This window comes from Ornithinimicrobium carbonis (genome assembly GCF_977012275.1).
Window position 1 is genome coordinate 2,684,911 of record NZ_OZ348993.1, and the last position, 26,530, is coordinate 2,711,440.

Below are 26,530 nucleotides of genomic sequence, written 5' to 3' on the forward strand. Positions count from 1 at the left end.
GACGGTTGGTCGTCGGCTCGGTTCTGTAGGGCTGGTGAAGCTTCCATGGAACCCGGATGCGGGTTCAACCCCCGTAGCGGGTCCACCCGCAGAGCACAGAAGGCTGGGGCCAGTCCCCACGACGGCGACCTAGGCGAGCATGTCAGGACGTGCAACCCGTCAGACTTGGACAACTCCATACCTACTCTTGAACCCCTGCTGACCTGCACGCGGATACCGTCGTTCGGGGAAGGGCCTGCGTACTCGTCGGTGGCGAAGAGTTGTCCACAGGCTGGCCTGCTCGTGCAGGCATGGGCGGAGTCGTTCGGGCTACGGTCCTTCGAATCGAGAACTGGTGGACCCCGGGAGTTGCGATCGGACGCATGGGGACCTCGAGGAGGTAGCGATGATGAGAAGGCATGCTGGCCTGGGGGCTGTCCTGGGGCTCACGGCGGTCATGGTCCTGAACGCCTGCAGCGATGAGCCCCTTGAGGAGACCACCTCTGCACCGGTGCCCACCACGGAGACTCCCTCGCCCTCGGAGTCCGACCCGACGACCGAGGCGCCGGGTGACGACGCGGAGACCACGAGCGCGCCGCCGGAGTTGTCGGTAGAGGAGCAGGACGAGGCCAACATCGAGGAGACGCTGCAGCTCTACACAGTCGCGTTGAGCGACGCCTTCAACGGCGATGAATCGATCGAAGGTATCTATCCGTTTTCTCGGGACGCCGCCCGGGAGAAATGGGTCACCGAGGTGATGGCGGCACAGGCCCAAGAGCTCAGCTTCAGCGGGACCATGGATGTCGAAGCACTCGAGGTCACCGCCGGCGGGAAGACAGCAGAGGCGGTGGCGTGTCTAGACGTGTCGGCTGTCCAAGCGGTTGACGAGGACGGTAACTCGGTCATCACTGAGGATCGATTGGATCGAACGCTGCAGGACTACGTCCTGGAGCGTGACGACTCGGCCCAGTTGGGCTGGTACGTCGTCGAGGACACGAATCGGAACGAGCCGTGCGACGGCTAGCGATCCTGTGGTCCACCCTGACTCTGATCATGGGATCCACCGTCTCCACCCTGGCTAGTGCGCCGGCCCAGGCCGAGCCAGAGTGTCGGGAAGTCAGTCCGATAACGGGCCAGTGCCTCATCTACGTTCCGCCGCCGCCGCCGGACTACCCGGCCCCGCCGAGAGGCGTCCCTGGGGATCCTGGTGATGGCAGTGGTGGTGAGGAGCCGGTGTGTGCTGACCCGCTGGTGGATCGTGTGGTCCCGTGCGTCGTGCACGACTGGTACTGGTCGTATGACTGGGCGTGCTGGACGAAGTACGCCGACCCGCAGCCGCCGTGGAGCGATCCGGCGTGGAGCGGACGGACCGATGGGGCGATCTTCTGGTGCTCCCGGGGGGTGACCCTGACCGACCCGTTCCCTGCGGACACGATCCCTCGGTGGGCACCGTCCCCGCCGTGGGGGGCGCCTCCGGACCCGGAGGAGCTGGCCCGGGCGGCGGTGGAGTCGATGAACCTGAGGGCGATCCAGATCGGGATCGTGCCCGAGCAGGGGCCGGGGCGGGTCGGGCTGGTGGGGTTGCCGACGTGGATGTGGGTGCAGGACCTGGGCGGGTCGACGTGGGGGCCGATCACCAGGACCGCGACGAGCGGGCCGTGGTCGGTGACGGCGACAGCTGAAGTGGAGCGGATCGTGTGGGACATGGGGGATGGGACGACGGTGGTCTGCACGACCCCGGGTACCCCGTACGAGGACCGGTTCGGTGACATGGACAGCCCGGACTGCGGCCACCGGTACACCGAGCAGGGGCACTACAGGGTCTCGGCGACCTCGTACTGGGTCATCAGCTGGGCCGGGCTGGGCCGGTCGGGAACCATCGAGATGGACCTGGTCCAGGAGGGGCAGATCGTGATGGGGGAGGCCCAGGTGCTGAGCCAGTAGCGCAGGAAACGTCACCGGTTCGGCCGCGGGACAGCGCAAGCACCGCGCCCGACCAGCAAGATCGGGGAGAGACGCACATGGCGAAAAAGTTCGACCAGGCCGACGGTCAGGGCGGCACCGGCGGCTCGATCCCGCCCGGTACCCCGCCACGCACGACGGGGACGACCGCGGTGGCGGCACCGCCGAAGCTGCGCCGCCGGCCGCTGCTGGCTCTGGCGGGTCTGGGCCTGGTGGTGATGGGCGCCCTGCTGGCGGTATGGGTCTACCTGTCCAACACCGATGCCACGAGTGCGGTGGCGGTGCGCGAGACGGTGATGCGGGGGGAGACGATCACCGCGGCGGACCTGATGACGGTCCAGGTGACCCCGGACCCGGCCCTGGCGCTGGTGCCGGCCGGCGACCTGGACTCCTTCGTCGGCCAGCGCGCCGCCCGCGACCTGTCCGCCGGTGCGCTGCTGACCCCCGACGCGGCCGCCGAGCAGGTCGTCCCCGGCGACGGTGAGTCCGTGGTGGGTCTGGCGCTGACATCCGGATTGATGCCTGGGGAACCGTTACAGGTGGGGGACCGGGTGCGGGTGGTGGCCACCCCCGGCCAGGCCGGGGACCCGGCGGCGTTCGAGTCCGCCGACACCGTGTTCGGGGCCGAGGTGGTCGGCGTGACCGCCTCGCTGGAGTCGCCGCAGACGGTGGTCTCGGTCCTGGTCCCGGAGCAGGACGCGGCGAAGATCGCGCAGTGGGCCTCGGCGGGGCGGGCCGCGTTGGTGCTGGACAGCCGCGAGGGCGACTGAGATGGCGGTCATCACGCTGACCTCGGCCTCCGGCTCTCCGGGGGTGACCACGACCGCCCTGGGGTGGGCGCTGTCCCGGGGACGGCCCACCGTGCTGGTGGACGCCGACCCCACCGGCGGTGCGTCCATGCTGGCCGGGTACCTGCGCGGGCAGATGGTGCCCCCGGACGCGCTGCTGGAGGCCTGGACGGCCCAGCAGCAGGGCCGGCTGCGGGCGGCGCTGCCGGCGCTGACCATGTCCCTGCCCGACTCCCAGGTCGGGCTTCTGCCGGGTACCCGCTCGCATGCCCAGGCGCGGGGGCTGGTCGGCCTGTGGGAGCCGTTGCTGGCCGCGTTGAAGGCGTTGGAGGGCACGGGGCAGGACGTTCTCGTCGACATGGGGCGTCTGGGGCTGGCCGGGTCGCCCACGCCGTTGCTGCACGGGGCGGACCTGGCCCTGGTGGTCTGCCGGTCCGACCTGGTGTCGCTGTCGGCCCTGCGGTCGTGGCTGGCCACCCTGCACACCGAGCTCGAGGAGGTCGGTGGCGCGTCCTCGCTGGGCGTGGTGATCGTCGGCCCCGGTCGGCCCTACAGCGAGGCCGAGGTCGGCAAGGTCCTGGCCCCGGTGTGCGGCGGCCGGTCCCCGGTCCTGACGTCGCTGGCCTGGGACCCCAAGGCCGCTGCCGCGTTCTCCGCCGGCGCCCAGGTGCGCCGGCTGGGCTCGAGCAAGCTCGTGGCCAGCCTGCGGCACCTCGACGACGCCGCGCGAAAGCGGATCGCGAGCACCACCCACGACCTGGACGAGGTGCGGGCATGAGCATCGAGAACTACGCCGTCCAGCCCGAGGGGACAGCCAGCTGCGACCCGACCGGGCTGCCACTGTTCACCACCCCGCCCACCACGGAAAGCGCCACCACCCCTGGGTCGTCCCGTGGCCGTCGACGCGGGGGATTCACCCTGACCCAGGGCACGGGCGAGCAGTCCAGCCACCCCTCGGCACTTGGTGCTGCCTCCCACCCGGAGCAGGGTCGGGGCGACAACGTCGTGCTCCTGCAGACCAGGGACGCGGGCCGGGCGGGCCGGCACGGCTGGTCCCAGGACACCCTGGACTGGGAGCTGGTGGCCAGCCTGCGGCAGCAGACCGCGGACCGCCTGTCCCAGGAAGGGACCCCCACGGGAGAGGAGGACCGGGGCGCCCAGCAGGAGCGGGGACGGGCGATCATCACCGAGCTGCTGGGTCAGGAGGCCACCGAGCGGCTCCGGGCCGGGGAGGCCGCCTGGGACGCCGACGTTCAGAACGCCCTGTCTCGGGCGGTGTTCGATGCGGTGTTCGGTCTGGGCCGGTTGCAGCCGCTGGTCGATGACCCGCAGGTGGAGAACATCATGATCTTCGGCCACGACCAGGTCACCGTGGAGCTCACCGGGGGCCGGCAGGTCATGGCGGCGCCGGTGGCTGACTCCGACCAGGAGTTGGTGGACTTCCTGTCCTTCGTGGCCTCCCGTTCGGAGGTGAACGCCCGTCCGTTCTCCGCGTCCCACCCCGAGCTGCACCTGCGCCTGGACGGTGGTGCCCGGCTGGCGGCGCAGGCGTGGGTGACGCCGCGGCCGCAGGTGGTGATCCGCCGTCACCGGTTGACCCAGGTGTCCCTGCAGGACCTGGTCGACCTGGGCGCGTTGACTTCGGTCGCTGCGTCGTTCCTGGCCGCGGTGGTCCGCTCGGGCCGGTCGGTGGTGGTCTCCGGTGCTCAGGGTGCGGGCAAGACGACGATGGTGCGGGCGTTGTGCAACGAGATCCCCCGGTATGAGGTCATCGGCACTTTCGAGACCGAGCACGAGCTGCACCTGCACCAGATGCCCGAGCGGCACCCGTACGTGTTCGCGTGGGAGGCCCGGCCCGGGTCGGGTGAGGTCGGCCCGGACGGGTCGCGGGCGGGGGAGTACACGCTGGACCAGGCGCTGCACGGCAGCTTCCGGATGAACCTGAACCGGCAGATCGTCGGTGAGGTCCGCGGCCCGGAGGCCGCGGCGATGCTCAAGGCCATGCAGTCGGGGTCGGGGTCCATCTCCACCACGCACGCGGCCCACGCGGTCGGGGCGGTGGAGAAGCTGGTGACCTGCGTCATGGAGTCCGGGCAGCACGCGACCCACGACTTCGCCCTGCGGGCGGTCGCCTCCGGTGTCGACGTCGTCGTCCACGTCACCAAGGAGACTCAGCCGGCCGACGACGGCACGGCGCAGGTGTCCAGGTTCGTCTCCGAGATCATCGCCGTCGCGCTGGGGGAGGAGCAGACCGGGTACGCGGTCACGCACGTGTTCAGGGCCGACCCCGGGTCCACGGTCGCCCGTCCGCACGTCCTGCCCGACGACTACCGGGACCTGGCCCGGTTCGGCTTCGACCTTGCTGCGTTCGCCCAGGAGCAGGAAGGGACCGGGGCATGAGCACCCTGCTCGTCGCTGTCGCCGGCGCCCTGGTCGCCGGTGGCCTGCTCGCTCTGGGAGCCGGGCTGGCGGCCCGGCCGGTCCCCCCGGCCCGGCCACGGCGGGCCAGCACCCGGCGTGCCCGGCTGAGCCCGCGGACCCGGATGCTGGCAGGCGTCGGTCTGGGCACCGGCGCTCTGGTGGCGGTGCTGACCGGATGGGTGATCGCCCTGGCCGTCGCCCCGCTGGCCCTGGCCGGGATCCCGGTGCTGCTGGCCGCGCCCCCCGCGCAGCGGGAGGTGCAACGCCTGGAAGCGATGGAGGAGTGGGTGCGCACCGTGGCCGGCACCCTGGGGGCAGGGGTCGGGCTGGAGCAGGCGCTGCTGCGGTCCCTGCGTTCCACCCCGGAGCCGATCAAACCGGAGGTGACCCGCCTGGCAGGCCGGCTGCGGGCCCGGTGGGCCACCGAGGACGCGCTGCGGGCCTTCGCCGACGACCTGGACGACCCGACCGGGGACCTGATCGCCGCCAACCTGGCCCTGGGGGCCCGCCGCCGAGGCGGCGGCCTGGCCACCGTGCTGGGTGCGCTCGCGCAGTCCGTGGGTGAGGACGTGCGAGCCCGGCGCGAGATCGAGTCCGACCGGGCCAAGCCACGGTCCAACGCGCGCCTGATCACCGGCATCACGCTGTCGGTGCTGGTCTTCCTGTCCCTGTCCGGGAACTACATCGCCCCCTACGGGACCCCCATCGGGCAGGTGCTGCTCGGATCCTTCCTGGCCATGTACGTCGGGATGCTGATCTGGCTGCGCACGATGGCCCGCGGCAAGGCCATGCCGCGCTTCATCGGCGATCCCCGTCAGTTCGAGAAAACCGAAGGCCGTTCTGGCGGGAACTGGGGGGTGGGGTGGTCGTGAGGTGCTCAGCGGGGGCTGCGGTTCGACGAACTGGCGGGTGCGTCGGTGGGCGAGTCGTCGAGGTCGGGGTGGTTGAGGGTGCTGGCGTAGTGCTCGGCGGTGGAGATGGTGACGCCGAAGAAGTCGCAGAGGCGACGCGCGTCGCCGCCGGCGTGGACCTCGGCCAGGATCCGGTCGCGGCGCAGGGAGCTGGCGGACATGCCGAGCTTGGCTGTGAGCCAGGGGACGCGGACCTGTTCCAGGGTGGTCGCCGACTTGGTGTGGATCAGGAAGTGCGGGTTGATGCTGCCTGGCCAGCGGTGGTGCCGGTAGGTGAGCCAGGCCGTGAGCCGGGCCTGGGTCGCGGGTGCGAGCAGGATGGTCCGGTCGGGCAGCATGACGCGGCTGTCGAGGATGTCGACCAGGAGCAGGGCGCAGACCTCTCGGGGTCTCAGGCCGTGGACGGCGATGAGGCCGGTGATCGCGGCCGTGGCCGGGTCGGGGGAGTCGAACACGGCTCGGATGGGTTCGGTGTCGATCGGCATCGGGACGCGCCGTTCGAGGTTGCCGATCCGCATGCGTGCCATCGGGTTGAGGAACAGCACCCGGTGTCCTTTGAGCGTGGTGAAGATCGAGCGCAGCGCGACGCCGAGCTTGACCCGGGCGGAGCCTTCGGCGGGCAGCACGGCCAGGACGTCCTCGCGGGTGATCTCGCGCAGCGAGCGGTGTCCGGCGGCGGCCCAGGCGCGCAGGGTCGGCATCGCCCACTGCGTCCTGGTCCTGATGGTGACGTCGTGGCGGGGCCGGCTGCGCGGCGGCGTGGTGCTGCCGCGGTGCAGGACGTCGAACCAGGTCCTCAGCTCGCTGGCCATGGGCTCGGGCAGTCCCGCCAGCTGACGGGCGAACCAGGCGTGCAGGGGTGGGGGACGGTCCTGCAGCAGGAGCCCGTGGTCGGCCAGCATGGTCAGCGCGAGCCTGGTGGGCAGGCCGTAGGCCCTCAGCTCGAGCAGCTGGCTGGCGCTGACGGGGGGCGCCTGGATGCGGTGTCGGGCCTGCAAGACCCGCAGCGTGATCCGGGTGCGGCGGGTCTGACGGGAGGACCAGCCGTGGCGTGCGGCGTGGTCGAGGGCGTGGTGGTCGAGCTGCGCGGCGAACCGGTTGCTGGGCGGGTCACCGAACCCGAAGCGCCGCGCGGACTCGGTGACGGGGTCGCGCTCGAACAGGTCCAGCTGGTCCGGGCCCGGGGCGGGCAGGTCCTCAGGTGCGAGGGGTTCCTCGCGTTCGGACACCGGGGCTGGTGGGCGTACCTGGTCGGTGGGGCGCCGGTAGTCGCGCCGGGGCCGGGGCCGGTAGCCGTTGCGGGGATCGCCCATGTTCGCGAAGGACAGCTGCTGGCCGGCGCGGCTGGCGGCGAGCACGTCGCGAGGCAGCCCGGCCCGGGCCTGGTCGTGGGTCTGGGTCCAGCACAGCCGGCACGCCTGGTGCTCGTTGAGGGTCAGGTCACGGTGGCAGCTGATGCACTCACCGGTGCCGGGGTGGCGGTGGCGCCAGCTGACGCAGGCGGCGCACAGCCAGCGCAGGGTCCGGGTCGCACCCCAGGCCAGGCAGTCGCGGCAGGCCTCTGGGAGCTGGGGTGCGAGCCGGTGGCAGCGGCGGCACAGCCCGGCGGCCCAGTAGTCCCCGCTCGTCCCGCAGCGACGGCACGGCAGGGGCCGGCCCTTGGTCCCTGGTTTGCACTGGTAGCACCAGCCACGGGCCTGGTATGCCTCGGGCCGTTGCGCGCAGCCCTGGCACATCCGGGGCGCGTTCACGCCGGCGGCGTGCTCCGGGTGCGCCCTGTCGTCACCGGACGTCTGGGACGAGGCGAGGACGCGGTCGCCTGTTCAGCGGGCCGGCGGGCGGCCACGGCCTCAGGCTCGCAGATCAGCAGGTCGGTGGGTGTGCACCCGAGCACGAAGCAGATCACGTCCAGGTCATCCAAGCGGATGGTCGTCGGTGTGCCGGCCCACAGGCCCGACATCTTCCCGGCGCTGATCTCCAGGCCTGCCTCGGCCAGCCTGCGGCGCAGCTCGGTCGACTTCCAGATCCCGGCCTCGGCGGCCTTCATCCGCATGTTCCAACGCATCGCCTCATACCTCCTCAGGGGTGCCCGGACCTGCTGCTCCCAGGCGTTGCAGGGCCCGCTCGTTCGCGGCGGCCCAGCAGGTCTCGATGTGGGTGGAGTGCACGTGCACGTACTGCGTGGTCGTCGACAGCCAGCTGTGCCCCAGCAGCTCCTGGATCGCTTTGAGCGTCAGGCCCTGCTCGTAGAGGTGGGAGGCGCAGTAGTGCCGCAGCACGTGCGGGGTGAGCCTGCCGGACCAGCCGGGCAGCCAGACGCCGACCGCCTGACCGAGGCCGGTGCGCAGCGCGTCGGTCCCGATGCGGGTGCAGTGCCCGGTCATGGCGTCGCGCCGTTCGCTGGGCAGCAGCGGCGCGTCGGGGGAGTCGTAGTCGTCGCCGAACTGGTGGCGCACGTCGGTCAGCCACCACTCCAGCAACGCGTCCACCTCGTCGATGGCGGGCACGATGCGGACCTTCGCGCCCCGACCGCGGCTGCCCTTGCCGTGGCGCACGTGCAGCTTGCCCCGGGTCCCAAGCTCGGGGTGCCAGTCCCCGACGTCGAGCATCACGGTCTCGTTGATCCGCAGCCCGACCCGTCGCCACAGCGACGCCGCCAGGTAGTCCCGTGCCGCGGGCAGGTACTTACGGGCTCCCGGCAGCGACTGACGCCAACCGTCGAAGAGGGCGTCGACCTCCTCAGGACGTGGTGGGATGCGGGCCGCGGTCGCGGCAGCGACCGACCGTGGCCGGTTGAACTCATCCATCGGCTGGGTGATGACCACGTCGAACAACGCATGGATGTCGCCCTGGTAGCGACGCAGCAGGAAGTCGTAGAACTTCGCCAGCGCCGCCGCCTTGCCCGCGACCGTGGACCGGGCCAGTTCGCGTTCGCGCCGGGCCGTCCGCAGGTACCTGTCCGCGTCCTCGGCCTGCGCGGTCCACAACGGGCGCCCGAGGAAGTGCGCGAACTCGAAGATCACCGACCGGTCGGCCGCCGCGGTCTTGTCGTTGATGCCCACCGCGCCCAGCGCCAGGGAGTACTGATCGATCAGCTCCTGCTCGAACTCCTCGACGTCCACGCCCTCACGCCGACTGCGGGCGGAGTCCACCGACCGGACCACAGCAAGGGACATCACACCACCACCGCTTCACGAAGCAGGAATCTCTGTCAGCAACCTAGCACCTCCTTCACGAATCGTGATAGGTGCTCACTGTCCGGCATGGTCCCTGCTGGTCCCGGAAGACGCAGGTCACAGTGCTGTCAGGACAAACAGCCCTGCAACGAACTGGATGGAACTGAAACAACCTCCGTGCGGGAGCGTGCGGCATGACCGTCCTGCAGCTGCTGCTGGCCGCCGGCGGGCTCGTCGGCGCCGGGCTGGCCCTGGTGCTGTTCCAGCTGGTCCCGTCCCATCCCGACCTGGGGCAGGCGCTGGCCCGGCTCTCCCCGGCCGGTGCCCGGGAGGCCCAGAACGCCGCCCGGGCGCTCACCCAACCGCGAGTCAAGGGCAGCGACGACATCCGCGACGTGCTCGGTGCCTGGGGTGCCCGGCACCTGCCGGCCAACCTGTGGGGCAAGGTGGCACCGGCCGACCTGGCCGTGCTGGGGATGACCCCGGCGCGGTTCTACGGCGAGAAGATCCTCTACGCCTTCATCGGCCTGGTCGCCGGCCCCCTCCTGTCCGCCGCGGCCATGTTCTCCTTCTCCATCCCGGTGTACGTCCCGGTCCTGGCCACCCTCGTGCTGACCGTGGTGCTGTGGTTCGTCCCGACCTACAACGTGGCCAGCGACGCCCGCGACGCCCGGGTCGAGTTCGCCCGCTCCCTGGGCGCGTTCGTCGACCTGGTCGCCCTGGAGATGACCTCCGGATCCGGCCCGCGGCAGTCGATGGAGGCCGCGGCCGCGGTCGGGGACTCCTGGGTGTTCCGCCGGATGCGGGAGGAGCTGGCCCGCACCCGCTGGTCGGGGATCACCCCCTGGGACGCGCTGCGGCACCTGGGCAACGAGATCGACATGCCCGACCTGCACGAGCTCGCCGACATCATGCGCCTGTCCGGGGAGGACGGCGGACGGGTCTACCCCCAGCTGAAGGCCCGGGCAGCCAGCATGCGGTCAGCGATCCTGTCCGCCCAGACGACCCGCGCCAACGAGGTCAGCGAACGCATGACCCTGCCGATGACCCTGCTCGGGATGATCTTCCTGCTCATCCTCATCACCCCCCAGCTCCTGCGCATGGTGGGGAGCTGACCGACACGAGCCCACCGCGCATCCCAGCCATCACGACCACCCCGATCTCAACCATCCACACCACCAATGAAGGGGAGAACCCATGAAGAAGTCCACGTATCACTACAGCGCCCAGGTCGCGACCTACCCGCAGCGGCTGCGACAGGAGATCATCGCCCGCGGTGAGCGGGGATCGATCTCGGTGGAGACCGTCGTCATCGCCCTGGGCCTGTTCGCCCTGGCCACCGTCATCGTCGGCCTGCTGACCGCCTGGGCCACCGGCAAGCTGGGTGGCCTGAGCTGATGACCCCCAGGCTCGCACCTTGGCCCCGGGGGGCGGCGCGTGTTCTGCGTGCCACGCCCCGGGACCGTGGTTCGAGCTCGGTGGAGGTCGTCGTCCTACTGCCGCTGGTCTTCCTGCTGCTGTTCGGCATGGTGCAGGGCGGACTGTGGTTCCACGCCCGCGCGGTCGCCCTGGGCGCGGCCACCGAGGGGGCCCGTGTCGCCGCCGCCGAGAGCTCCTCGGCCGGCGCCGGGATCTCCGCAGCCACCTCGTTCATCGCCGACGCCGGCAGCGGCGTCGTGATCAACCCAGCCGTCACCGGGTCACGGTCGGCCACGACCGCGACCGTGACCGTCACCGGGCAGGCGCAGAGCCTGGTCCCTTTCCTGAACCCGTCGGTGGCCCAGTCGGCCAGCTTCCCGACCGAGAGGATCACCGGAACCTCTCGTGGGTTCGGGATCTCGGAAGGCTTGTACGCCGGGCACTTCGGGGGTGGACGGTGAGGGTGGGTATGCGACCGAGCCTGGGTTCGCCAACTGGCAGCTGCCCGGGCCTCCGCGGCGTTGTCCGGGGTCGACCGCACGCGGGCACGGTGAGCAGGAGTGACGGTCGCAGCAGGGCGCAGGTCGGTGGCGGAACGACCGGTCTCAGGGGCATGAACGGGATGCCCACACACCTCGCCACCGTGTCGAGGAGACCAGTCCCGGGAGGATCCGAGTGATGAGCGATTGGGACGTCTTCGGGTACATCGTGTTTGGTCTGGTCTTCTGCCTGGCCCTCTTCGGGCTGTGCATGACTGCTCACCAGACCGGCGTGTCCGCGGAGCTGCGGTGGTGGCTGCGCCGTTGGTGGTGGGACCGCCGCCACGGGCGTGGTTCCTATGACCTCGTCGCCGAAGAGCGCGCAGTCCGACTTCGGGACGCGTGGGTGGTCGAGATGGAGCCCACATGGAATCCCCACGATCCGGGACGTGAGAACTTCGAGCGGTGGGAGAGGATCGTGGAAGCCTGGAACAAGATGGCGCCCACGTGGGAAGGCACCCCTGAGGACGTCGAGCGGTGGGAGCACACCCGGCGCGAAGCGGCCCTGCGCGCAAGCACCCGGGAAGAGGGTGGATGTGATGAGCGTGCGGAACCGCACCGCCCGTGAGCAGAGTACAGAAGCCGTGGTGGCTGCGATCGGCATTCCCGCCGTCATGCTCTACGTGGCCTTGCTGACGGTCGTTGGCCGGCTCCAGCTCGCGATCGCTCATCAGGCGGTGGAGCTCACTGCTGTGCCGGAACTGATGGGGTTAGGGACGTGATCCGGACGCGCCGGGCCGGGTTCGACCGCGGATCGGTGTCGGTGGAGATGGTGATCCTGGGGCCGGTCCTGCTGTTCTTCGTCCTGGCGGTGCTCTTCGCCGGCCGGTACGCCCTGGCCCAGCAGTCCGTCCAGGCCGCGGCCGCCGAGGCGGCCCGGGCCGCCTCGATCGCCCGGTCGGCCGGGGAGGCGTCCGGTTCTGCGACCGGGGCAGCGTCGGCGTCGTTGGCCAACCAGGACGTGCGCTGCGTCACCCGGTCGGTGTCGGTGGACACCAGCGCCTTCGCGCAGGACCCCGGCACACCCGGGCTGGTCACCGCGACCGTGTCGTGCCAGGTCGACATGTCCGACCTGGCGTTCCCCGGCATCCCCGGCAACCGCACCCTGGAGGCCACCATGTCCTCCCCGATCGACACCTACCGCTCGAGGCAGGGGTAAGACCGCGATGACCACGGGCACGGTGAGCAAGTCCCTGCGGGAGCGTACCGAGCGCGGGTCGGTGGGGGTGTTCGTCATCGTTCTCGCGGCCTCGTTCCTGATCATGGTCGGGCTGGCGGTGGACGTCTCCGGGCACCTGCACGCCATGCAGGAGGCCCGCGCCACCGCCCGTGAGGCCGCCCGCGTCGGGGGCCAGCAGCTGCAGACGCCCACCGGGGTCCGCGGCCTGGGGGCGGTGGCCGACCCCGGCCAGGCAGCGGCGGCCGCGCAGGCGTACCTGGCCAGCGCCGGAGTCACCGGTTCGGCGTCCGTGACCGGCCCGGCCAGCATCAGCGTCGACGTCACCTCGGTCTACCCGACCAAGTTCCTGTCGATCATCGGCGTGCCCAGCCTGAGTGCCACCGGCACGGCGCAGGCACGGATCACCCGGTCCGTGGGAGGAGTGGAGCAATGAGAGTCCGTCGACGCCTTCTCGGCCTGGGCGCACTGGTCGTCCTGGCCGGCATCCTGGTGGGCCTGCCTGCCCTGCTGCTGGCCCTGGGCGGGAACCCGCTGCCGCAGACCCTCCCCAGCCTGGAGCAGGTCCGCGCCGCCCTGCTGACCCCTGACGACGGCACCCTGGCCCTGACCGGGGCCAAGCTGCTCGGCTGGGTGGTCTGGGCCGCACTGACCCTCAGCATCCTCGTCGAGGCCGTCTCGGCGCTGCGCGGCGTCCGGCCTCCGAAGCTGCCTGCCCTGTCCCTGCCCCAGTCCGGCATGCGACCCCTGGTCGTGGCCGCGCTGGCCCTGTTCATCGCCGCCCCCGGCGGAACCGTTCCGGCGGCCACGGCGGCACCCGCCCCGGTCAGTGCGCCGGCGGTGACGGCCTCTGCCCCGGTGACAACCGAGGCACACACGGCCCCCGCCCCGGTCACCCCGGTCCCTGCAGCCACCACCGAGCAGGAGCCCACGCACTCCTACGTGGTGCGCCCTGGGGACACCCTGTGGTCCATCGCTGCCCAGCACCTGGGGTCCGGGCACGACTACCACCGCATCGTCGACCTCAACCCCGAGCGCCTGGCCGGTGGTGCCGACTGGGTCACCCCCGGCATGGTGCTGCACCTCCCGGCGACCGAGGCCGGGACCGGCACCGGCGAGCAGGCCGGCCAGGACCAGGAGGTGGTGGTGCAGACCGGTGACACCCTCAGCGGCCTGGCTGCCGAGCACCTGGGGCAGGCCGACCGGTGGCCAGAGATCTACGAGGCCTCCACCGGCACCGTCCAGCCGGACGGGCGACGCCTGAGCGACCCCGACCTGATCTATCCCGGCTGGCGCCTGGGCCTGCCCGACTCGGCCGGGGGCCAGGACCAGGAACGGCCGGCGCCGACCACCGCGGATGCGCGGACTGCCGCGGACGTCGGCACCGCACTGGGGGCGCAGCCAGACACCCCCGACGCAGGCGAGCCGGAGCAGCCCGCCGAGGCGAGCCCGGCAGGTGGCGCGTCCGCCCGGTCGGGCATCACCCTGGGTGCCGCCGCGGGCGCCACCTCCATCGTCGACAGCGCCGCGCAGGCCGGACCCGACACCGGTGGAGACGCCGGTCGCGGCGTCGGAGGGGACGCTGCCGGGAACGGCAGGGGTGCGGATGGGGACGTTGCCCTGGACGGAAGGGACGCTGCCGGAGACGGTGAGGAGGACACCCCTGCGGCGTGGTTGCTGGAGGGCATCGTCGGGTCCGGGGCCCTGCTGGGAGGTGCGCTGTTCCTCGCGCTGACCTTGCGCCGCCGGTCCCGGTTCCGGACCCGCCGCCCAGGGCGTGCCCTCGCCCCGCCGGACCCGGTCCTGATCCCCGTGGAGAAGACGATCCAGACCCGCGGCCGGTCTGCGGCTCCCACCCTGGAACAGGTGGACCAGGCCCTGCGCCGCCTCGGTGGGACGTGCGCCGCGACCGGGGCCCCCGTCCCGGCCGTGGCGGCCGTGCAGCTGGCCGGTGACGGCCTGTGGCTGCACCTGTGGCAACCGGCCGACCTGGACGCCCCGTGGCAGGACACCGGGGACGGGCAGCACTGGTTCCTGCCCGCCGGCACACCGGTGGAACAGATCGGGCCCTGGAGTGAGGATGCTCCTGCACCGTTCCCGCTGCTGGTCTCCATCGGGGCCGGGGACGACGGGTCGGCGTGGATGCTGAACCTGGAGGACCTGGAGGTGGCCCTGACCGGGCAGGCCGAGTACGTGGACGACCTGACCCGCTACCTGGCTGCGGAGGTCGCGGTGAACCCGTGGTCGGCCGGTGTGAGGCTCGACTGCGTCGGTATCGCCTCCGAGGTGGCCCCGATGAACCCGGCCCGGGTGCGCGTCGCGGACGCCGGCGCGCTCGAGGACCTCCTCGCCGAGGTCGTCGGGGTGATCGACCGGGTGGGGGAGCAGGGCGTGCCCACCGCCCGGGTGCGCCAGGACGGTGAGGACACCTGGCCGGCCCGGCTGGTCCTGCTCGCCACCGACGGTGCGGCGCCTGCGGCCACCGACCAGCTGCGCCAGCTGCTGGCCCAGCACGCCGGGAGCACGGGCGCCTGCCTGGTCGTCCGCAGCGGTGCCCCTACCGATACCGCGATGCACATCGAAGCCACCGCCGACGGGCGGGTCCGTATCCCCGCCGCAGGCCTGGACCTGCTCGGTGTGGGCCTGACCGCCGACGAGGCGGCCGGGTGCGCGGCGCTGCTGGCCCACGCCGACACCGAACCGGACGTGCCGATGCCGGCAGCCACCCTCGACAGCGACGAGCACCAGGAGGACTGGCGGGGCTGGGCCGACCAGGCCGGTGCTATCCGGTCCGAGCACACCGCCGGGCGGGACGCGACCGTCGACCAGGACCTGGCGACGCTCCTGCCACAGGACGACGAGCTCTACGAGCAGGAGGCGGCCACCACCGCAGAAGACCTCTCGACGCTGGCCCCCCGGGTGGAGCCCGACGTCGCCCGACAGGTGGTCGAAGCTGACCCCACCCTGGATGCCGACCTGGCCGCGTGGTGGGACCCGGCCGCCCGCGTCCCCCGGCTCACCCTGCTGGGCCCGGTCAAGGCCAAGACGTGGGGCAAACCGTTGGCCGAGCGCAAGGCGTACCTGACCGAGCTGCTGGCCTACCTGGCGCTGCACCCAGGAGGGGTCACCACCGCACAGACGGCAGAGGCGTTCGGGATCACCGAGACCAAGACCCGCGACTACATCGGCCGCTGCCGGGACTGGCTCGGCACCGACCCGGCCACCGGCGAGCTGCACATCCCGCACGCCCAGGACACCCCCGCCAGCCGCGAACGTGGCGTGAACGTCTACCAGGTGCTCGGCCTGCTGGTCGACGTCGACCTCTTCCGCCGGCTCCGCACCCGCGCCACCGCCCGCGGCGGCACCGAAGGCATTCAGGACCTCAAAGCTGCGCTGCGCCTGGTCCAAGGACGCCCCTTCGACCAGCTTCGCCGCGGAGGCTGGGCCTGGCTGTTCGAAGGGGACCGCCTCGACCACCACATGACCTGCGCCGTGGTCGACGTCGCCCACATCGTCGCCACCCATGACCTGCAGACCGGCGACCTGGCCGGGGCTCGCGCAGCAGCGGAGATCGCCTTCCTCGCCGCCCCGAACGAGGAGATCCCCACGCTCGACCTGGCCGTCGTCACCGCACGGGAGGGCAACACGGCCGAAGCGGTCCGCCTGCTGCAGACCGACATCTGCAACCGCACCGACGACCCCGACCTCCCACCGGCCGACCTGCCCGAACGCACCCAACGGATCCTCGACCGCCACGCCTGGCTGGAGGACCGCAAGGAAGCCGTCTGACGAGTGTCTACCCGGGGGGGGAACCCACCTCAGTGACGACAACGTGCGCGGGGCGGCGTCTCAACGGCAGTGACATGTCAGGGCCCCGATGCTCGTGACGTCGCGAGTCCGCCGACGAGCGCGCACTCATCCTGGATATGTCGGTGTTCCCCACACGCCAAGGTGCGATACATCGCTGTACCGCCGATGTGCGCGCTCTTGTTGGATGGCATACCCATGCACTCATGGGGATGTCTATACCGTTGGTGGAGCGTCGGTCACAGAGCGAACCGTTGGCGGCCGACAGGACGCGTACACGCCCGGCGGTCACCTCGCACCCCGGTCTGGACCTCCTCGGCCGTGTCCCACTCAGCACCCCTTGACCGGGCTTTTTCTCGGGCGGGTCTTATCGGACACCCGAACAGGGATGCACTCGCTGACCTGCATCATTCCCGTTCAAGGTTCCTTAATCGGAACGGCGGCGCTGGAGTATCTGGGGTTCGCCAGCTTGCTGCATCGCCAGCTTGACAGCGCCAAGGTGCCGTAGAGAGGCCGAGCTCTAGCTCGTCAGGGACCCGGCGACGCGCCGCGCTACTGACCCCCGCCCGCCCGGCTGGCGGCGTCTTCGCGTTGCGGGCGGTGTCGTTCAGTCGCGGGAGATGCGAAGGGCGACCCAGAGCCCGCACCTTCGGCAGATGTAGGCCGGTTCGCTACCGAGTGCGTGGAGCGACCTGCGTGGCCGCAGGCGGCCGCAGCACGAGCATCGCTGCTGGGTGTCATCGACCATGTCGCGATGGTGCCACGGGCCCGTGACCCTCGGGGGTTACAGGTAGCGGCAGACGTCTTCGGGGGAGCAGGTGGCCGGGTCGCCGGCGGCGGCGTCCTCGCGCAGGTCGGCGATCTTGGCGCGGAGCTGCGCGAGCTCGGCGAGCTGCCGGTCGATCACCTCGAGGCGGGTGTCGAGCAGGTCGGTGACGTGCTGGCAGGGGGCCTGCCCCCGGTCGCGGATGTCCAGCACCTGGCCGATCTGCGCCAGGGTCAGCCCGGCGGCTTGCCCCCGGCCGATGAAGTCGAGCCGGTCGAGCACGTCGAGCCCGTAGTCCCGGTACCCCGCCGGGGTCCGGTCCGCGGCGGGCAGCAGCCCGAATTCCTCGTAGTACCGCAGGGTCTTGGTTGTCGTGCCTGACGCCTGGGCCACCTCACCGATCCGCATGCCACTCATTCTGCCTTGACCTTCCAGTGCCCTGGAAGGTCGATCCTGAGGGCGATGAAGGAGGAGCTCATGACGGCAACGGCAAAGGGCGGGTCGTATGACCTGGCGGTGATCGGGTCCGGTGGGGCGGCGTTCGCGGCCGCGATCCGCGCCACCAGCCTGGGCAAGCGGGTGGTGATGATCGAGCGGGGCACCGTCGGTGGTACCTGCGTGAACACCGGGTGTGTGCCCTCCAAGGCCCTGCTCGCGGCCGCCGAGGCCCGCCACGTCACACTCGACACCGCCCGGTTCCCCGGCCTGCCGGTCCCCGGCGTCGGGCCGGTGGAGATGCCCGCCCTGGTCGCCGGTAAGGATGAGCTCGTCGGATCGCTGCGCGGCGAGAAGTACGTGGACCTGGCTACCGAGTACGGATGGGACCTCCTGCCCGGGGAGGCCACGTTCGTCGGCACGCCGACCGAGCCGGCGCTGCGCGTCACCGGCCCGGGCGGCACGGTGAAGAGGGTCCGCGCCGCGCGCTACCTCATTGCCACCGGCTCCACGCCCTGGGTGCCGCCGGTCCCCGGTCTCCAGGAGGCCGGTTACCTGACCTCGACCACCGCGATGGAGCTGGACCACGTCCCAGAATCGCTGCTGGTCATCGGCGGCGGCTATGTCGCCATGGAGCAGGCCCAGCTCTTCGCCCGGCTCGGCGCCCGGGTCACCATGCTGGTCCGCTCCCGCCTGGCGTCCCACGAAGAACCCGAGGCCGCCACCGCCCTGCAGGAGATCTTCGCCGACGAAGGCATCCAGATCATCCGCGGGGCGGTGCCCACCGCGGTCCGCCGCGACCAGGCCGCCGGCGAGGTCGCGGTCACCGCCACCACCGCCGGCGGCGGCTCACAGGAGCTCCGGGGCGCTGAGGTTCTCGTCGCCACCGGGCGCCGCCCGGTCATCGGCACCCTCGGCCTCGACACCGTCGACGTGCGCACCGGCGACCACGGCGCGGTGGTCGTCGACAATCACCTGCGAACCACAAACACGCGCATCTGGGCTGCCGGTGACGTCACCGCCCACCCGCAGTTTGTGTACGTCGCCGCGGCCCACGGCACCATCGTCGCCGACAACGCCCTCACCGGCGCCGGCCGTGAGGTCGACTACCGCCACCTGCCCCGGGTCGTGTTCACCAGCCCCGCCCTGGCCACCGTCGGGATGACCGGCCAGCAGGCCTCCGCCACCGGGATCCGCTACGACAGCCGCGTCCTGTCCCTCGCGCACGTCCCACGCGCGATCGTCAACCGCGACACCCGCGGGCTCATCAAGATGGTCACCGACGCCGACACCGGACGCATCATCGGCATCACCGCCCTCGCCCAGGACGCCGGCGACCTCGCCGCCGCCGGCGTCTACATCCTCGACGCCGGCATGACCACCGACCAGGTCGCCAACCTCTGGAGCCCCTACCTGACCATGGCCGAAGGCCTCAAGCTCACCGCCCAGGCCTTCACCACCGACATCACCAAACTCTCCTGCTGCGCGGCATGAAACCCGCGTATAGGGATCCCCTTGCGGACACATCGTCAGACAGACGCGCGGCCAGACGTGCTGGCCGAACCGACCCTCAGTCGAACCGCCGCAGGCCATCTCGACAGAGACCTCTGACTGCATAACTATGCACTCACTGGGAGACCTCTCAAACGTCCCCATCTGCCGCTTCGAGGTGGCGACGCTGTGCCGCATGGTGTCACGAGATTCGACGCTTCATTGGACGGCGAAACGTCAGCGTCGCAGATGTCCGTCGCCCGGCAGTCCTTGCGACGAGGCCTCACGGCCGGCACCACGGACAAGCGGGAAGTTACAGGCTTAGCCGAGCGACTGTTCGGACCCGGGAGTCGTCACTGTTATGGCTGACTTCTAGGAGCGCCTTGCGCGCCGGGGGGGTAGTCGACCAGCTCGCGGAGGGCTAGCGTGGCGGCCAGCCGGACATCGGGGTGGTCGTCGTGCAACGCGTCGGCTAGGGCGGGAGCAGCCTCATGTGCGCCCGGTGCCCCGATGAAGCACAGTACGTCGGCTGCATGAGCGCGCGCGCTCGGATCATTCGCCGTGGTCAGGGCCGTGCAGATGGTCGGCACAGCTGGCGCTCCGAACTGGGACAGCGCCGTGGTCATCGCATCGCGCGCCGTCTGGTCCGTGTCGCCGAGCCGGTCAACCAGGAGCGGAATGACCGAGGGGTCCGCGATCCGGGCAAGTGCCCACCGGGCCTTGTCCGCGACAAGAGGGTCGGCATCGTCGATGAACCGCGCCACCACGGGAACAGTGTTGGGGTCGGCGAGCTTACTGAGAAGGTGTAGTGCCTGCAGGCGGGTGTTGACATCGCCGACGGAAAGCGCCGACGAAGCTGCGTCTGCGGCTGCCTCAGGGGTCCGGGTCAGGACCCAGGTCAAGGTTTCCCGAACGAAATAGTCAGGTTCTTGCCACAGCAGCTCGGCAATGCGAGGTGCCAGATGCGGCTCGGCTCGCTGACCTAATGCGACAGCTGCGTGTTGACGCATGTCCTTGTCCGGGTGGACCAGGGCGGCGAGTGCGGCCGAAGGGTTGTCGGCTAAAGGCTTACGGGGCTGGTTCACGTGGCCGACGCTAAGCCTCGATCCACCGATGGGCAGGTGGATGGGCCGCTGTAGGACGGGGTCAGGTCTTTGACGGGGCGAGGGTCGTGAGGGCGCGCGTGAACTGCCGGTCTGCCCGGCTTTTCCACTGGGTTCCTGCTGGTAGGGACGGGGGCTGGGGTCAGGCGGGTGCTGCGGCCCGGCCGGGGCGGAGCGCGTCGTAGAGGACGGTCCAGGCGTGCTCCCAGGGCCAGTCTCGGGGTAGGTGCAGGTGGAGGCGGCGGGCGGAGGAGGCGACCCGGGCTGGCAGGTTGACCAGCTTGCGGCGGATCGTGGGCGTCGTCGCCCGCGCCAGGCGGGTGCTGCCGGTCAGGGTGGCCGCGGCGCGGGTGAGGTTGAACGCCATGACCGCGGCGATGAGCCAGGCGGCGTTGGCAGCGAACTTGCCCGAGGGCAGGTGCGCCAGGGCCGAGGCTTTCAGGTCGGCGTGGACGTTCTCGATGACCGCGTGGCCCCGGTGGACCTGGTCGGCGGCCACGGTGTCCCGCTCGGTGGCGGGCGTGGTGGTGAAGAACGCGTGGAAGCGCCAGGTGTCGAACATCGACTCCTGCCCGTCCTTGGCCCTGGGGTTCAGGTCCGGGACGCGGCGCACCACCAGCCGGCCAGTGACCTGCTCGGACTTCTTGGCCGAGGTGAACGCGGTGTAGTCGATCTCGGCGACCTCGGCCCGCGAGACCCACCTGCCGGTGGCCTGGTCGTAGATCGCGTCGGTGTACCTGATCGTGGTCCACGCGTCCTCGGCGATCGCGGCGATGGCGCGCTTGACCGCCGGGTCCAGCCGCACGGTGATCGAGACCTGTGCACCGGCCCTGTCGGCGGCGCCCACCAGGGCGGCGGAGTAGAACGCGGAATCGGCGCGCAGGAGCACCGGTCGCCCGGCCAGGTGGCTGCGCCGGACCAGCGCCAGGGCATCGGTGGCCAACCGGGCCGCGCCACGGGAGGAACCCACGGAACCCTTGCGCAGGCGTTGGGCGGCGATGACCGGGGCGGTCTGCTCGGTGGACACGGTCGCCAGCAGCGCGTTCAACCCTCGGACCCCGCTGTAGCCGAACCCGGCGCCCTGCTTGGCGTAGCCGTGGACCTCCACGATGGTGTCGTCCAGGTCGAGCAGCACCGTCCCGGTGTCGCCGGCCCGGCCCAGCAGCCCGGTGCGCCCGGCCAGGGCGAGGGTGAAGCGGGAGGCGACCGCGTCGCCCTGGCGGACGTGGCCGAAGGTGAACGTGCGCAGGAACGAACCGAGCGTGGAGGGGGCATAGGGCCGTTCGAACAGCTTGCCCATCGCGCCGTGGCGCAAGAGCCCCATATCCTCGATGCTGTCCGCGCCGGCGGCCATACCCGCCACCAGGGCGGCCAGCTTGGCGCCGGCGTTGGCGCCCTTGTCGGTCGGCAGGCTCAGGTGCTCATCGCCCAGGGCGTGCAGGCCGGCTTCTTCGGCCAGCGTCATCAGCGGGACAAGCCCGGCGGCAGACACGAGGTTGGGGTCATCGAACGTCGCGGAGACCACGGGGAGGGTGTGAGAGAGTTGCATCTACGAGATGCCCTTCCGGTTTGGGTGATACGTGCTCTAGACAAGTCGTATCTTCCCAGGTCAGAAGGGCATTTCTCGCTTTCCCACGCCGCTTCACCGGCTCACCCGATCGGTGGATCCAGGCTAAGGCCTCACCGTGCGTGAGGGTCAACCCGCTGGTAGCACCAGCCTCTGCGCCGCCCAGGAATGACTTGCGGGTATCCAGGAGCAGAGCTTTACGACAGGCACCTGCCGCAACTCAAGCACGGTTCGGAGCGCCAGCCGGACACTGGGATCGTTGAGCCCTACGGTTGCTAGTGCCTCTCCGTGTATCCATCACTGGTCGGTCTGTGGCCTCTACTCCGCTTCGCCGCATCCTCCGCGAATGGGTTGCTTGGAGACCGCCGAGGGAAAAGGACGCTGAAGACGTCGACTGAACGCACCAGATCCTGGAGCCGGACAGCCAAACCAAGCGAAGGGCGACGGGCACGCTCATGCCGCCAGGAGGACGGCCGACAGGCACGGTGGAAGCCGCGAGCACTCCTCCGCTCATCGGCGTCGCAGTCAGCGCCTAACCTTGCAGCATGGACAGGTACCCGTCGCGCCACCCTTGGCGACCTGTCGAGCGCTGGTATCGGACCCTGATCATGTTTGCCGGCTCGATTTTCGGCCCTCCTGACACATCTGTGGGTGTTTGAGCGCGGCTGAGTAGGGCGCACGCCGTTCCCTGCCTAGGTTTCTGAGCTGTCAAGGAACAGAAGCCAGTGGTCAGGAGAACGGCGTGCGTGATGTCAGCCTATGGCGCAGTCTGCTCGGGGTCGAGAAGACGGTGCTGGAGCGGGTCGAGTTCGACGAGGACGCCGAGGTGCTGGTGGCGCACGTGCGACCCACCGCCCGGCAGCGGGGCCGGTGCGTGAAGTGTCGACGGCGCAGCCCACGGTATGACGCCGGCCCGGGGCGGCGGCGCTGGCGCGCACTGGATCTGGGCACCATCCGGGCCGAGCTGGAGGCCCACACGCCACGGGTGCGGTGCCGCGCTCATGGGGTGGTGGTCGCCTCGGTGCCGTGGGCGCGCCACGACGCGGGCCACACCTACGCCTTCGACGATCAGGTGGCGTGGCTGGCGACCCAGTCCTCGAAGTCCACCGTGACCGAGCTGATGCGCATCGGCTGGCGCACCGTCGGGTCGATCATCACCCGGGTCTGGGCCGACGTCGAGGCCAGCCACGACCGGTTCGCCGGGCTACGGCGGATCGGGATCGACGAGATCAGCTACAAGAAGGGCCACAAGTACCTGATGGTGGTCGTCGACCATGACGCACGCCGCCTCGTCTGGGCCGCGCCGGGACGCACGAGCGCCACGGTGGGCGAGTTCTTCGACCTCCTCGGCCCCGAGCGCAGCGCCCAGATCACCCACGTCTCGGCTGACGGGGCGGACTTCATCGACACCATCGTCGTCCGGCGGTGTCCTCAGGCGGTGCGGGTGGCCGATCCGTTCCACATCGTGAAGTGGGCCACCGACGCGCTGGATGAGGTCCGCCGCGAAGCGTGGAACGACGCCCGTGCGCTGGCCCGGAAGGAGCCCAGGCGCGGTCCTGGCCGTCCTGGCGCTGACGCCCCACCACGACCAGGCAGCGAGCGGGCCAAGGCGCTCAAGGGTGCCCGGTACGCGTTGTGGAAGAACCCGGAGAACCTCACCGAGAACCAGCAGGCCAAACTCGCCTGGGTCGCTGCCACCGACCCGAGGCTGCACCGCGCCTACCTGCTCAAGGAGGGCCTACGGGTGGTGTTCCAGCTGCCCTACGACGAGGCCGTCGAGGCCCTGGACCGGTGGATCAGCTGGGCCCGCCGGTGCCGCATCCCCGCATTCGTGAAGCTGCAGAAGAGCATCGTCAAGCACCGCGACCGGATCCTGGCAGCGATCGAGCACGACCTGTCAAACGGACTCGTCGAGTCCACCAACACCAAGGTGCGCCTGATCACCCGCATAGCGTTCGGGTTCCACTCCGCCGAGGCCCTGATCGCCCTCGCACTGCTCAACCTCGGCGGTCACCGCCCCGCGCTCCCAGGCCGGAACTGACCCACACATGTGTCAGGAGAGCCCGATTTTCTGCGGGATCCTCTTCCTGTTCCTGGGGGTACCGGAGATGCTAGTTCTGCCCTTCGCAATGCTGATCGTTGTGCTGCTGTGGCCCGTTCCAGCCGGGTGGCGTGACCACCTGCCTCGTCTCGCAGCGGTAGTCGATAGAGTGCAGCGCCGCTAGAGGCAGACATCCGCTTCTGCCGCAGGTCGCGACCTCTGCAGTCGAACACCCGCAGTCGGCCAGCGGATCAGCTCGCCGGCGGCGACGGCTCAAACTCTCGCGTCTCGATCTTCGCAATAAAGCGGTGGCCGCGGCGGCACTGGTACGGCATGCGCAGCGTGACGCCGGGCTGATCCAGCCTCCCGACGCCGGTTGCCGTCACGGGATGGGCGTCGACCCCGCAGGAGGGGCAAGTCCTTGCCGCGATTTCCATAGCAGCCAGCGTGGCACCGTGCCGCTGGTTGGGCAACCACCCGGCCTGCTCCTCTTCAGGACCAGCATCCGCTTCTGCCGCTGATCGCTGGGTGCGGTGCGACCCGTCGCGCTCCTGTGTGGGCCCGGAATTGAAGGAGGTGCTCAGCCCTTGTTGCCGGTGAGCGCGAAGTTGCCACCCAGGCCGATCATCATGCCGCCCCCGGTCGCACGCACCGCGGCGAGACGACGTGGAGAGCGGGCGAACCACGAGGCAGCACTGCTGGCCAGCACGGCCCAGACAGCGTCGCAAACGAACGCGATCAGGACGAAGACGAAGCCCAGAACCATCATCTGCACGGGGATGACGCCGGCATGGAAGTTCACGAACTGCGGTAGGGCTGCGACGAAGAAGACGATGGTCTTGGGATTGGTCACGCCGACGATGAACCCCTGCCGCAGGAGGGTCCAGGACGTCAGTGCTCGGTGACTGTCCCCGCCGTCGGTACCGGTACCTGCTCGACGATGCCGGATCGCCAGAACCCCGAGGTAGATCAGGTATGCAGCACCCAGCATCTTGATCAGGTCAAGTCCAGTGGAGTGGTGTACGACGGTGATCCCTCGATGGGGTTGATCAGGCCGTCAGTGCGGGGACGGTAGCAGCGGTTTCCTCCTGTCCGGTGGTGGTGGGGGCCAGGGCGTGTCGGCAGCGGGTGAGGACGTCGAGGCCGATGTAGCGGCGCTGCTCGGCCCAGGCGTCGTGCTGCGCCCCCGCAAGCGGGAGGTGCCCCCAGCCCAGGACGGCGCCGACGAGGCGGATGATGGCCTCACGGTGGGGGAAGATGCCGACGACGTCGGTGCGCCGGCGGATCTCGCGGTTGAGCCGCTCCTGGGGGTTGTTGGACCAGATCTGGCGCCACACCTCCTTGGGGAAGGCGGTGAAGGCCAGGATGTCGGCGCGGGCGTCCTCGAGGTGGGTGGCGACCGCGGGCAGCTTCCCCGCCAGGGTGTCGATGACCCGGTCGAACTGGGCCTGCACCGACGGCGCGTCGGGCTGGTCGTAGACGGAGTGCAGCAGCGCCTTGACCCAGGGCCAGGAGCTCTTGGGCGTGGCGGCCATGAGGTTGGCGGCGTAGTGGGCGGGAGCACGCGCTGCCACGCGGTGCCGGGCAGGGTCGCGCCGATCGCCCCGACCAGGCCGGCGTGGGCGTCGGAGGTGACCAGCCCGACCGGCCCGGCACTGGTGAGGCCGCGGCCACGAGGTCGCGGAAGAACGCGAGCCAGGAGGCGGTGGTCTCGCCGGTGGCCACCTGCAGGCCCAGGATCTCCCGGTAGCCCTCGGCGTTGACGCCGGTGGCCACCAGCGCGCTCACCTTGACCACGCGCCCGCCCTCACGCACCTTGAGCACGAGCGCGTCGACCGCGACGAAGGTGTAGGGGCCGGCGTCCAGCGGGCGGGTGCGGAAAGACTCCACGTGCTCGTCCAGCTCGGCCGCCATCACCGACACCTGCGACTTGGACAGGCCCGTGATCCCCAGCGCGGTGACCAGCTTGTCCATCCGCCGGGTGGAGACCCCGAGCAGGTAGCAGGTCGCCACCACCGTGGTCAGCGCGGCCTCGGCCCGCTTACGACGCTCGAGCAGCCACTCGGGGAAGAAGGACCCCTCGCGCAGCTTGGGGATCGCCACGTCCAGGGTGCCCACACGCGTGTCCAGGTCCCGGTGCCGATACCCGTTCCGCCGGTTCGTGCGCTCGGTGCTGCGGTCGCCGTAGTCGGCGCCGCACACGCTGTCGGCCTGGGCCGAGAGCAGGCTGTTGATGAAGGACTGCAGCAGCTCACGCATCAGGTCAGGGCTCGCCTGCGCGAGCTGCTCGTGCAGGAACTGATGCGGGTCGATAATGGGTCCAGCGGTCATCGGTGGTGCTCCTCTTCGAGAGTTCTGTGGAAGGTTCACTCGAAGGATCACACCGGTGGCCGCGCCTACCTCAGCAGGACACGCTCACCGGGTGTCGTCGTACACCACTCTGGTGGACTCCACTCTACGCTCGTCCGACCCAGTCGCATTGACGTGGGACGCACGCGTCCGCCGCAACGCATTCCTGCAGGCTGAACCGGAATCACCATAGGGTGCACGGATGAGCACGTTCACCTGCGTCGAGTGCGGTCGAATGTTCAGGGGTCAAGCACGTCGAACGGCGACTGGACGCCGGGTCTGCACCAAGTGCGAGCAGGGTGTTCTCGGCGCAGCGGCGGGGGTCCTCATGGCGCAGCGGCAGGGCGCAGACCCTGTGGCCGGTGCGATCTCCACCCGGGGCTGGCTACAGCGAATCCGCTTGTTGCGCGGAAAGGATCAGTAGTCACCAGCCCTCCAGCGTGACGTCCGACTTTGCCGCATCTGGCATCGTATGCCAAGCAGCGAACCTAGGGTCGGGTGCCGCTCCAGTACGAGTGCTCGCCGGGTGGCAGATCTATGAACTCGTCTTGGGTCTCTTCAGCCATGGCAGTATCGCTGAGGGGAGATGGTCGAGGGCG

Annotated in this window: 23 protein-coding genes and 1 pseudogene; 16 read left to right on the top strand and 8 right to left on the bottom strand. The window is 70.5% G+C overall.

Annotation, left to right across the window (positions count from 1 at the left end; translation table 11 throughout):
• Window positions 1-334: 334 nt before the first annotated feature.
• From ACWHYA_RS12315 to ACWHYA_RS12340, 6 genes are all read left to right on the top strand, one after another.
• A complete protein-coding gene (locus ACWHYA_RS12315) occupies window positions 335-1,003 on the top strand; it encodes a hypothetical protein (protein WP_431472939.1) in 669 nt (222 codons plus the stop codon).
• 227 nt (window positions 1,004-1,230) lie between these two features.
• Window positions 1,231-1,923, top strand: coding sequence for a hypothetical protein (locus ACWHYA_RS12320; RefSeq protein WP_425943481.1), 693 nt, complete (start codon window positions 1,231-1,233; stop codon window positions 1,921-1,923).
• A gap of 77 nt (window positions 1,924-2,000) precedes the next feature.
• Complete coding sequence (locus ACWHYA_RS12325; RefSeq protein ID WP_425943480.1) at window positions 2,001-2,711, top strand: SAF domain-containing protein; 711 nt, start codon at window positions 2,001-2,003, stop codon at window positions 2,709-2,711.
• 1 nt (window position 2,712) lies between these two features.
• Complete coding sequence (locus ACWHYA_RS12330) at window positions 2,713-3,507, top strand: hypothetical protein (protein ID WP_425943479.1); 795 nt, start codon at window positions 2,713-2,715, stop codon at window positions 3,505-3,507.
• Window positions 3,504-5,129, top strand: a complete 1,626-nt coding sequence (locus ACWHYA_RS12335) for a CpaF family protein (RefSeq protein ID WP_425943478.1) — start codon at window positions 3,504-3,506, stop codon at window positions 5,127-5,129. The genes ACWHYA_RS12330 and ACWHYA_RS12335 overlap by 4 nt, the downstream gene beginning before the upstream one ends.
• Window positions 5,126-6,022: a type II secretion system F family protein gene (locus tag ACWHYA_RS12340; protein WP_425943477.1), complete on the top strand. Its 897-nt coding sequence runs from the start codon at window positions 5,126-5,128 to the stop codon at window positions 6,020-6,022. The genes ACWHYA_RS12335 and ACWHYA_RS12340 overlap by 4 nt, the downstream gene beginning before the upstream one ends.
• A 5-nt stretch (window positions 6,023-6,027) precedes the next feature.
• Here ACWHYA_RS12340 and ACWHYA_RS12345 read toward each other — a convergent pair whose 3' ends face one another.
• From ACWHYA_RS12345 to ACWHYA_RS12355, 3 genes are read right to left on the bottom strand one after another with little or no spacing between them, the layout of a single operon-like run.
• Complete coding sequence (locus ACWHYA_RS12345) at window positions 6,028-7,812, bottom strand: hypothetical protein (protein ID WP_425943476.1); 1,785 nt, start codon at window positions 7,810-7,812, stop codon at window positions 6,028-6,030.
• Complete coding sequence (locus tag ACWHYA_RS12350; RefSeq protein WP_425943475.1) at window positions 7,809-8,126, bottom strand: helix-turn-helix domain-containing protein; 318 nt, start codon at window positions 8,124-8,126, stop codon at window positions 7,809-7,811. The genes ACWHYA_RS12345 and ACWHYA_RS12350 overlap by 4 nt, the downstream gene beginning before the upstream one ends.
• A gap of 4 nt (window positions 8,127-8,130) precedes the next feature.
• Window positions 8,131-9,237 carry a tyrosine-type recombinase/integrase gene (locus ACWHYA_RS12355; RefSeq protein ID WP_431472932.1) on the bottom strand — a complete coding sequence of 369 codons (1,107 nt, stop codon included), beginning with the start codon at window positions 9,235-9,237 and terminating at the stop codon, window positions 8,131-8,133.
• 194 nt (window positions 9,238-9,431) lie between these two features.
• On the opposite strand from ACWHYA_RS12355, the gene ACWHYA_RS12360 reads away from it, so the two are divergent.
• The 8 genes from ACWHYA_RS12360 to ACWHYA_RS12395 all read left to right on the top strand — a co-directional run bounded on the left by ACWHYA_RS12360 (window position 9,432) and on the right by ACWHYA_RS12395 (window position 16,161).
• A complete protein-coding gene (locus ACWHYA_RS12360; RefSeq protein ID WP_425943473.1) occupies window positions 9,432-10,352 on the top strand; it encodes a type II secretion system F family protein in 921 nt (306 codons plus the stop codon).
• Between the two features lie 82 nt (window positions 10,353-10,434).
• Window positions 10,435-10,635 carry a hypothetical protein gene (locus ACWHYA_RS12365; protein WP_425943472.1) on the top strand — a complete coding sequence of 67 codons (201 nt, stop codon included), beginning with the start codon at window positions 10,435-10,437 and terminating at the stop codon, window positions 10,633-10,635.
• An 80-nt stretch (window positions 10,636-10,715) separates the two neighbouring features.
• On the top strand, window positions 10,716-11,117 hold the full coding sequence (locus ACWHYA_RS12370) for a TadE/TadG family type IV pilus assembly protein (protein WP_425943471.1): 402 nt from the start codon (window positions 10,716-10,718) through the stop codon (window positions 11,115-11,117).
• A gap of 217 nt (window positions 11,118-11,334) precedes the next feature.
• On the top strand, window positions 11,335-11,763 hold the full coding sequence (locus tag ACWHYA_RS12375; protein WP_425943470.1) for a hypothetical protein: 429 nt from the start codon (window positions 11,335-11,337) through the stop codon (window positions 11,761-11,763).
• Window positions 11,735-11,917, top strand: coding sequence for a hypothetical protein (locus ACWHYA_RS12380; protein ID WP_425943469.1), 183 nt, complete (start codon window positions 11,735-11,737; stop codon window positions 11,915-11,917). The genes ACWHYA_RS12375 and ACWHYA_RS12380 overlap by 29 nt, the downstream gene beginning before the upstream one ends.
• Complete coding sequence (locus ACWHYA_RS12385) at window positions 11,914-12,354, top strand: TadE/TadG family type IV pilus assembly protein (protein WP_425943468.1); 441 nt, start codon at window positions 11,914-11,916, stop codon at window positions 12,352-12,354. The genes ACWHYA_RS12380 and ACWHYA_RS12385 overlap by 4 nt, the downstream gene beginning before the upstream one ends.
• Window positions 12,355-12,361: 7 nt before the next feature.
• Entirely contained in the window at window positions 12,362-12,808 is a 447-nt protein-coding gene (locus tag ACWHYA_RS12390) for a pilus assembly protein (protein ID WP_425943467.1), read from the top strand.
• Entirely contained in the window at window positions 12,805-16,161 is a 3,357-nt protein-coding gene (locus tag ACWHYA_RS12395) for a LysM peptidoglycan-binding domain-containing protein (RefSeq protein WP_425943466.1), read from the top strand. Before ACWHYA_RS12390 ends, ACWHYA_RS12395 begins: the two co-directional genes overlap by 4 nt.
• An 802-nt stretch (window positions 16,162-16,963) precedes the next feature.
• Here ACWHYA_RS12395 and ACWHYA_RS12400 read toward each other — a convergent pair.
• Window positions 16,964-17,353, bottom strand: coding sequence for a heavy metal-responsive transcriptional regulator (locus ACWHYA_RS12400; protein ID WP_122263854.1), 390 nt, complete (start codon window positions 17,351-17,353; stop codon window positions 16,964-16,966).
• A gap of 69 nt (window positions 17,354-17,422) precedes the next feature.
• Here ACWHYA_RS12400 and merA point away from each other — a divergent pair, with 69 nt between their 5' ends.
• On the top strand, window positions 17,423-18,874 hold the full coding sequence (gene merA, locus ACWHYA_RS12405) for a mercury(II) reductase (RefSeq protein WP_425942514.1): 1,452 nt from the start codon (window positions 17,423-17,425) through the stop codon (window positions 18,872-18,874).
• 356 nt (window positions 18,875-19,230) lie between these two features.
• Here merA and ACWHYA_RS12410 read toward each other — a convergent pair whose 3' ends face one another.
• A complete protein-coding gene (locus ACWHYA_RS12410; RefSeq protein WP_425943743.1) occupies window positions 19,231-19,956 on the bottom strand; it encodes a HEAT repeat domain-containing protein in 726 nt (241 codons plus the stop codon).
• A gap of 160 nt (window positions 19,957-20,116) precedes the next feature.
• Complete coding sequence (locus tag ACWHYA_RS12415; protein WP_425943745.1) at window positions 20,117-21,523, bottom strand: IS1380 family transposase; 1,407 nt, start codon at window positions 21,521-21,523, stop codon at window positions 20,117-20,119.
• 760 nt (window positions 21,524-22,283) lie between these two features.
• Here ACWHYA_RS12415 and ACWHYA_RS12420 point away from each other — a divergent pair.
• Window positions 22,284-23,582, top strand: coding sequence for an ISL3 family transposase (locus tag ACWHYA_RS12420; RefSeq protein WP_425943747.1), 1,299 nt, complete (start codon window positions 22,284-22,286; stop codon window positions 23,580-23,582).
• Window positions 23,583-24,162: 580 nt separating this feature from the next.
• On the opposite strand, the gene ACWHYA_RS12425 is transcribed toward ACWHYA_RS12420, so the two are convergent.
• Together ACWHYA_RS12425 and ACWHYA_RS12430 are read right to left on the bottom strand one after the other, a co-directional pair.
• Window positions 24,163-24,615 (bottom strand): LysE family translocator, encoded by a 453-nt coding sequence (locus ACWHYA_RS12425; protein WP_425943986.1) that lies wholly within the window; start codon window positions 24,613-24,615, stop codon window positions 24,163-24,165.
• A 16-nt stretch (window positions 24,616-24,631) separates the two neighbouring features.
• Window positions 24,632-25,913, bottom strand: a pseudogene (locus tag ACWHYA_RS12430) (IS256 family transposase).
• Window positions 25,914-26,530: the final 617 nt, after the last annotated feature.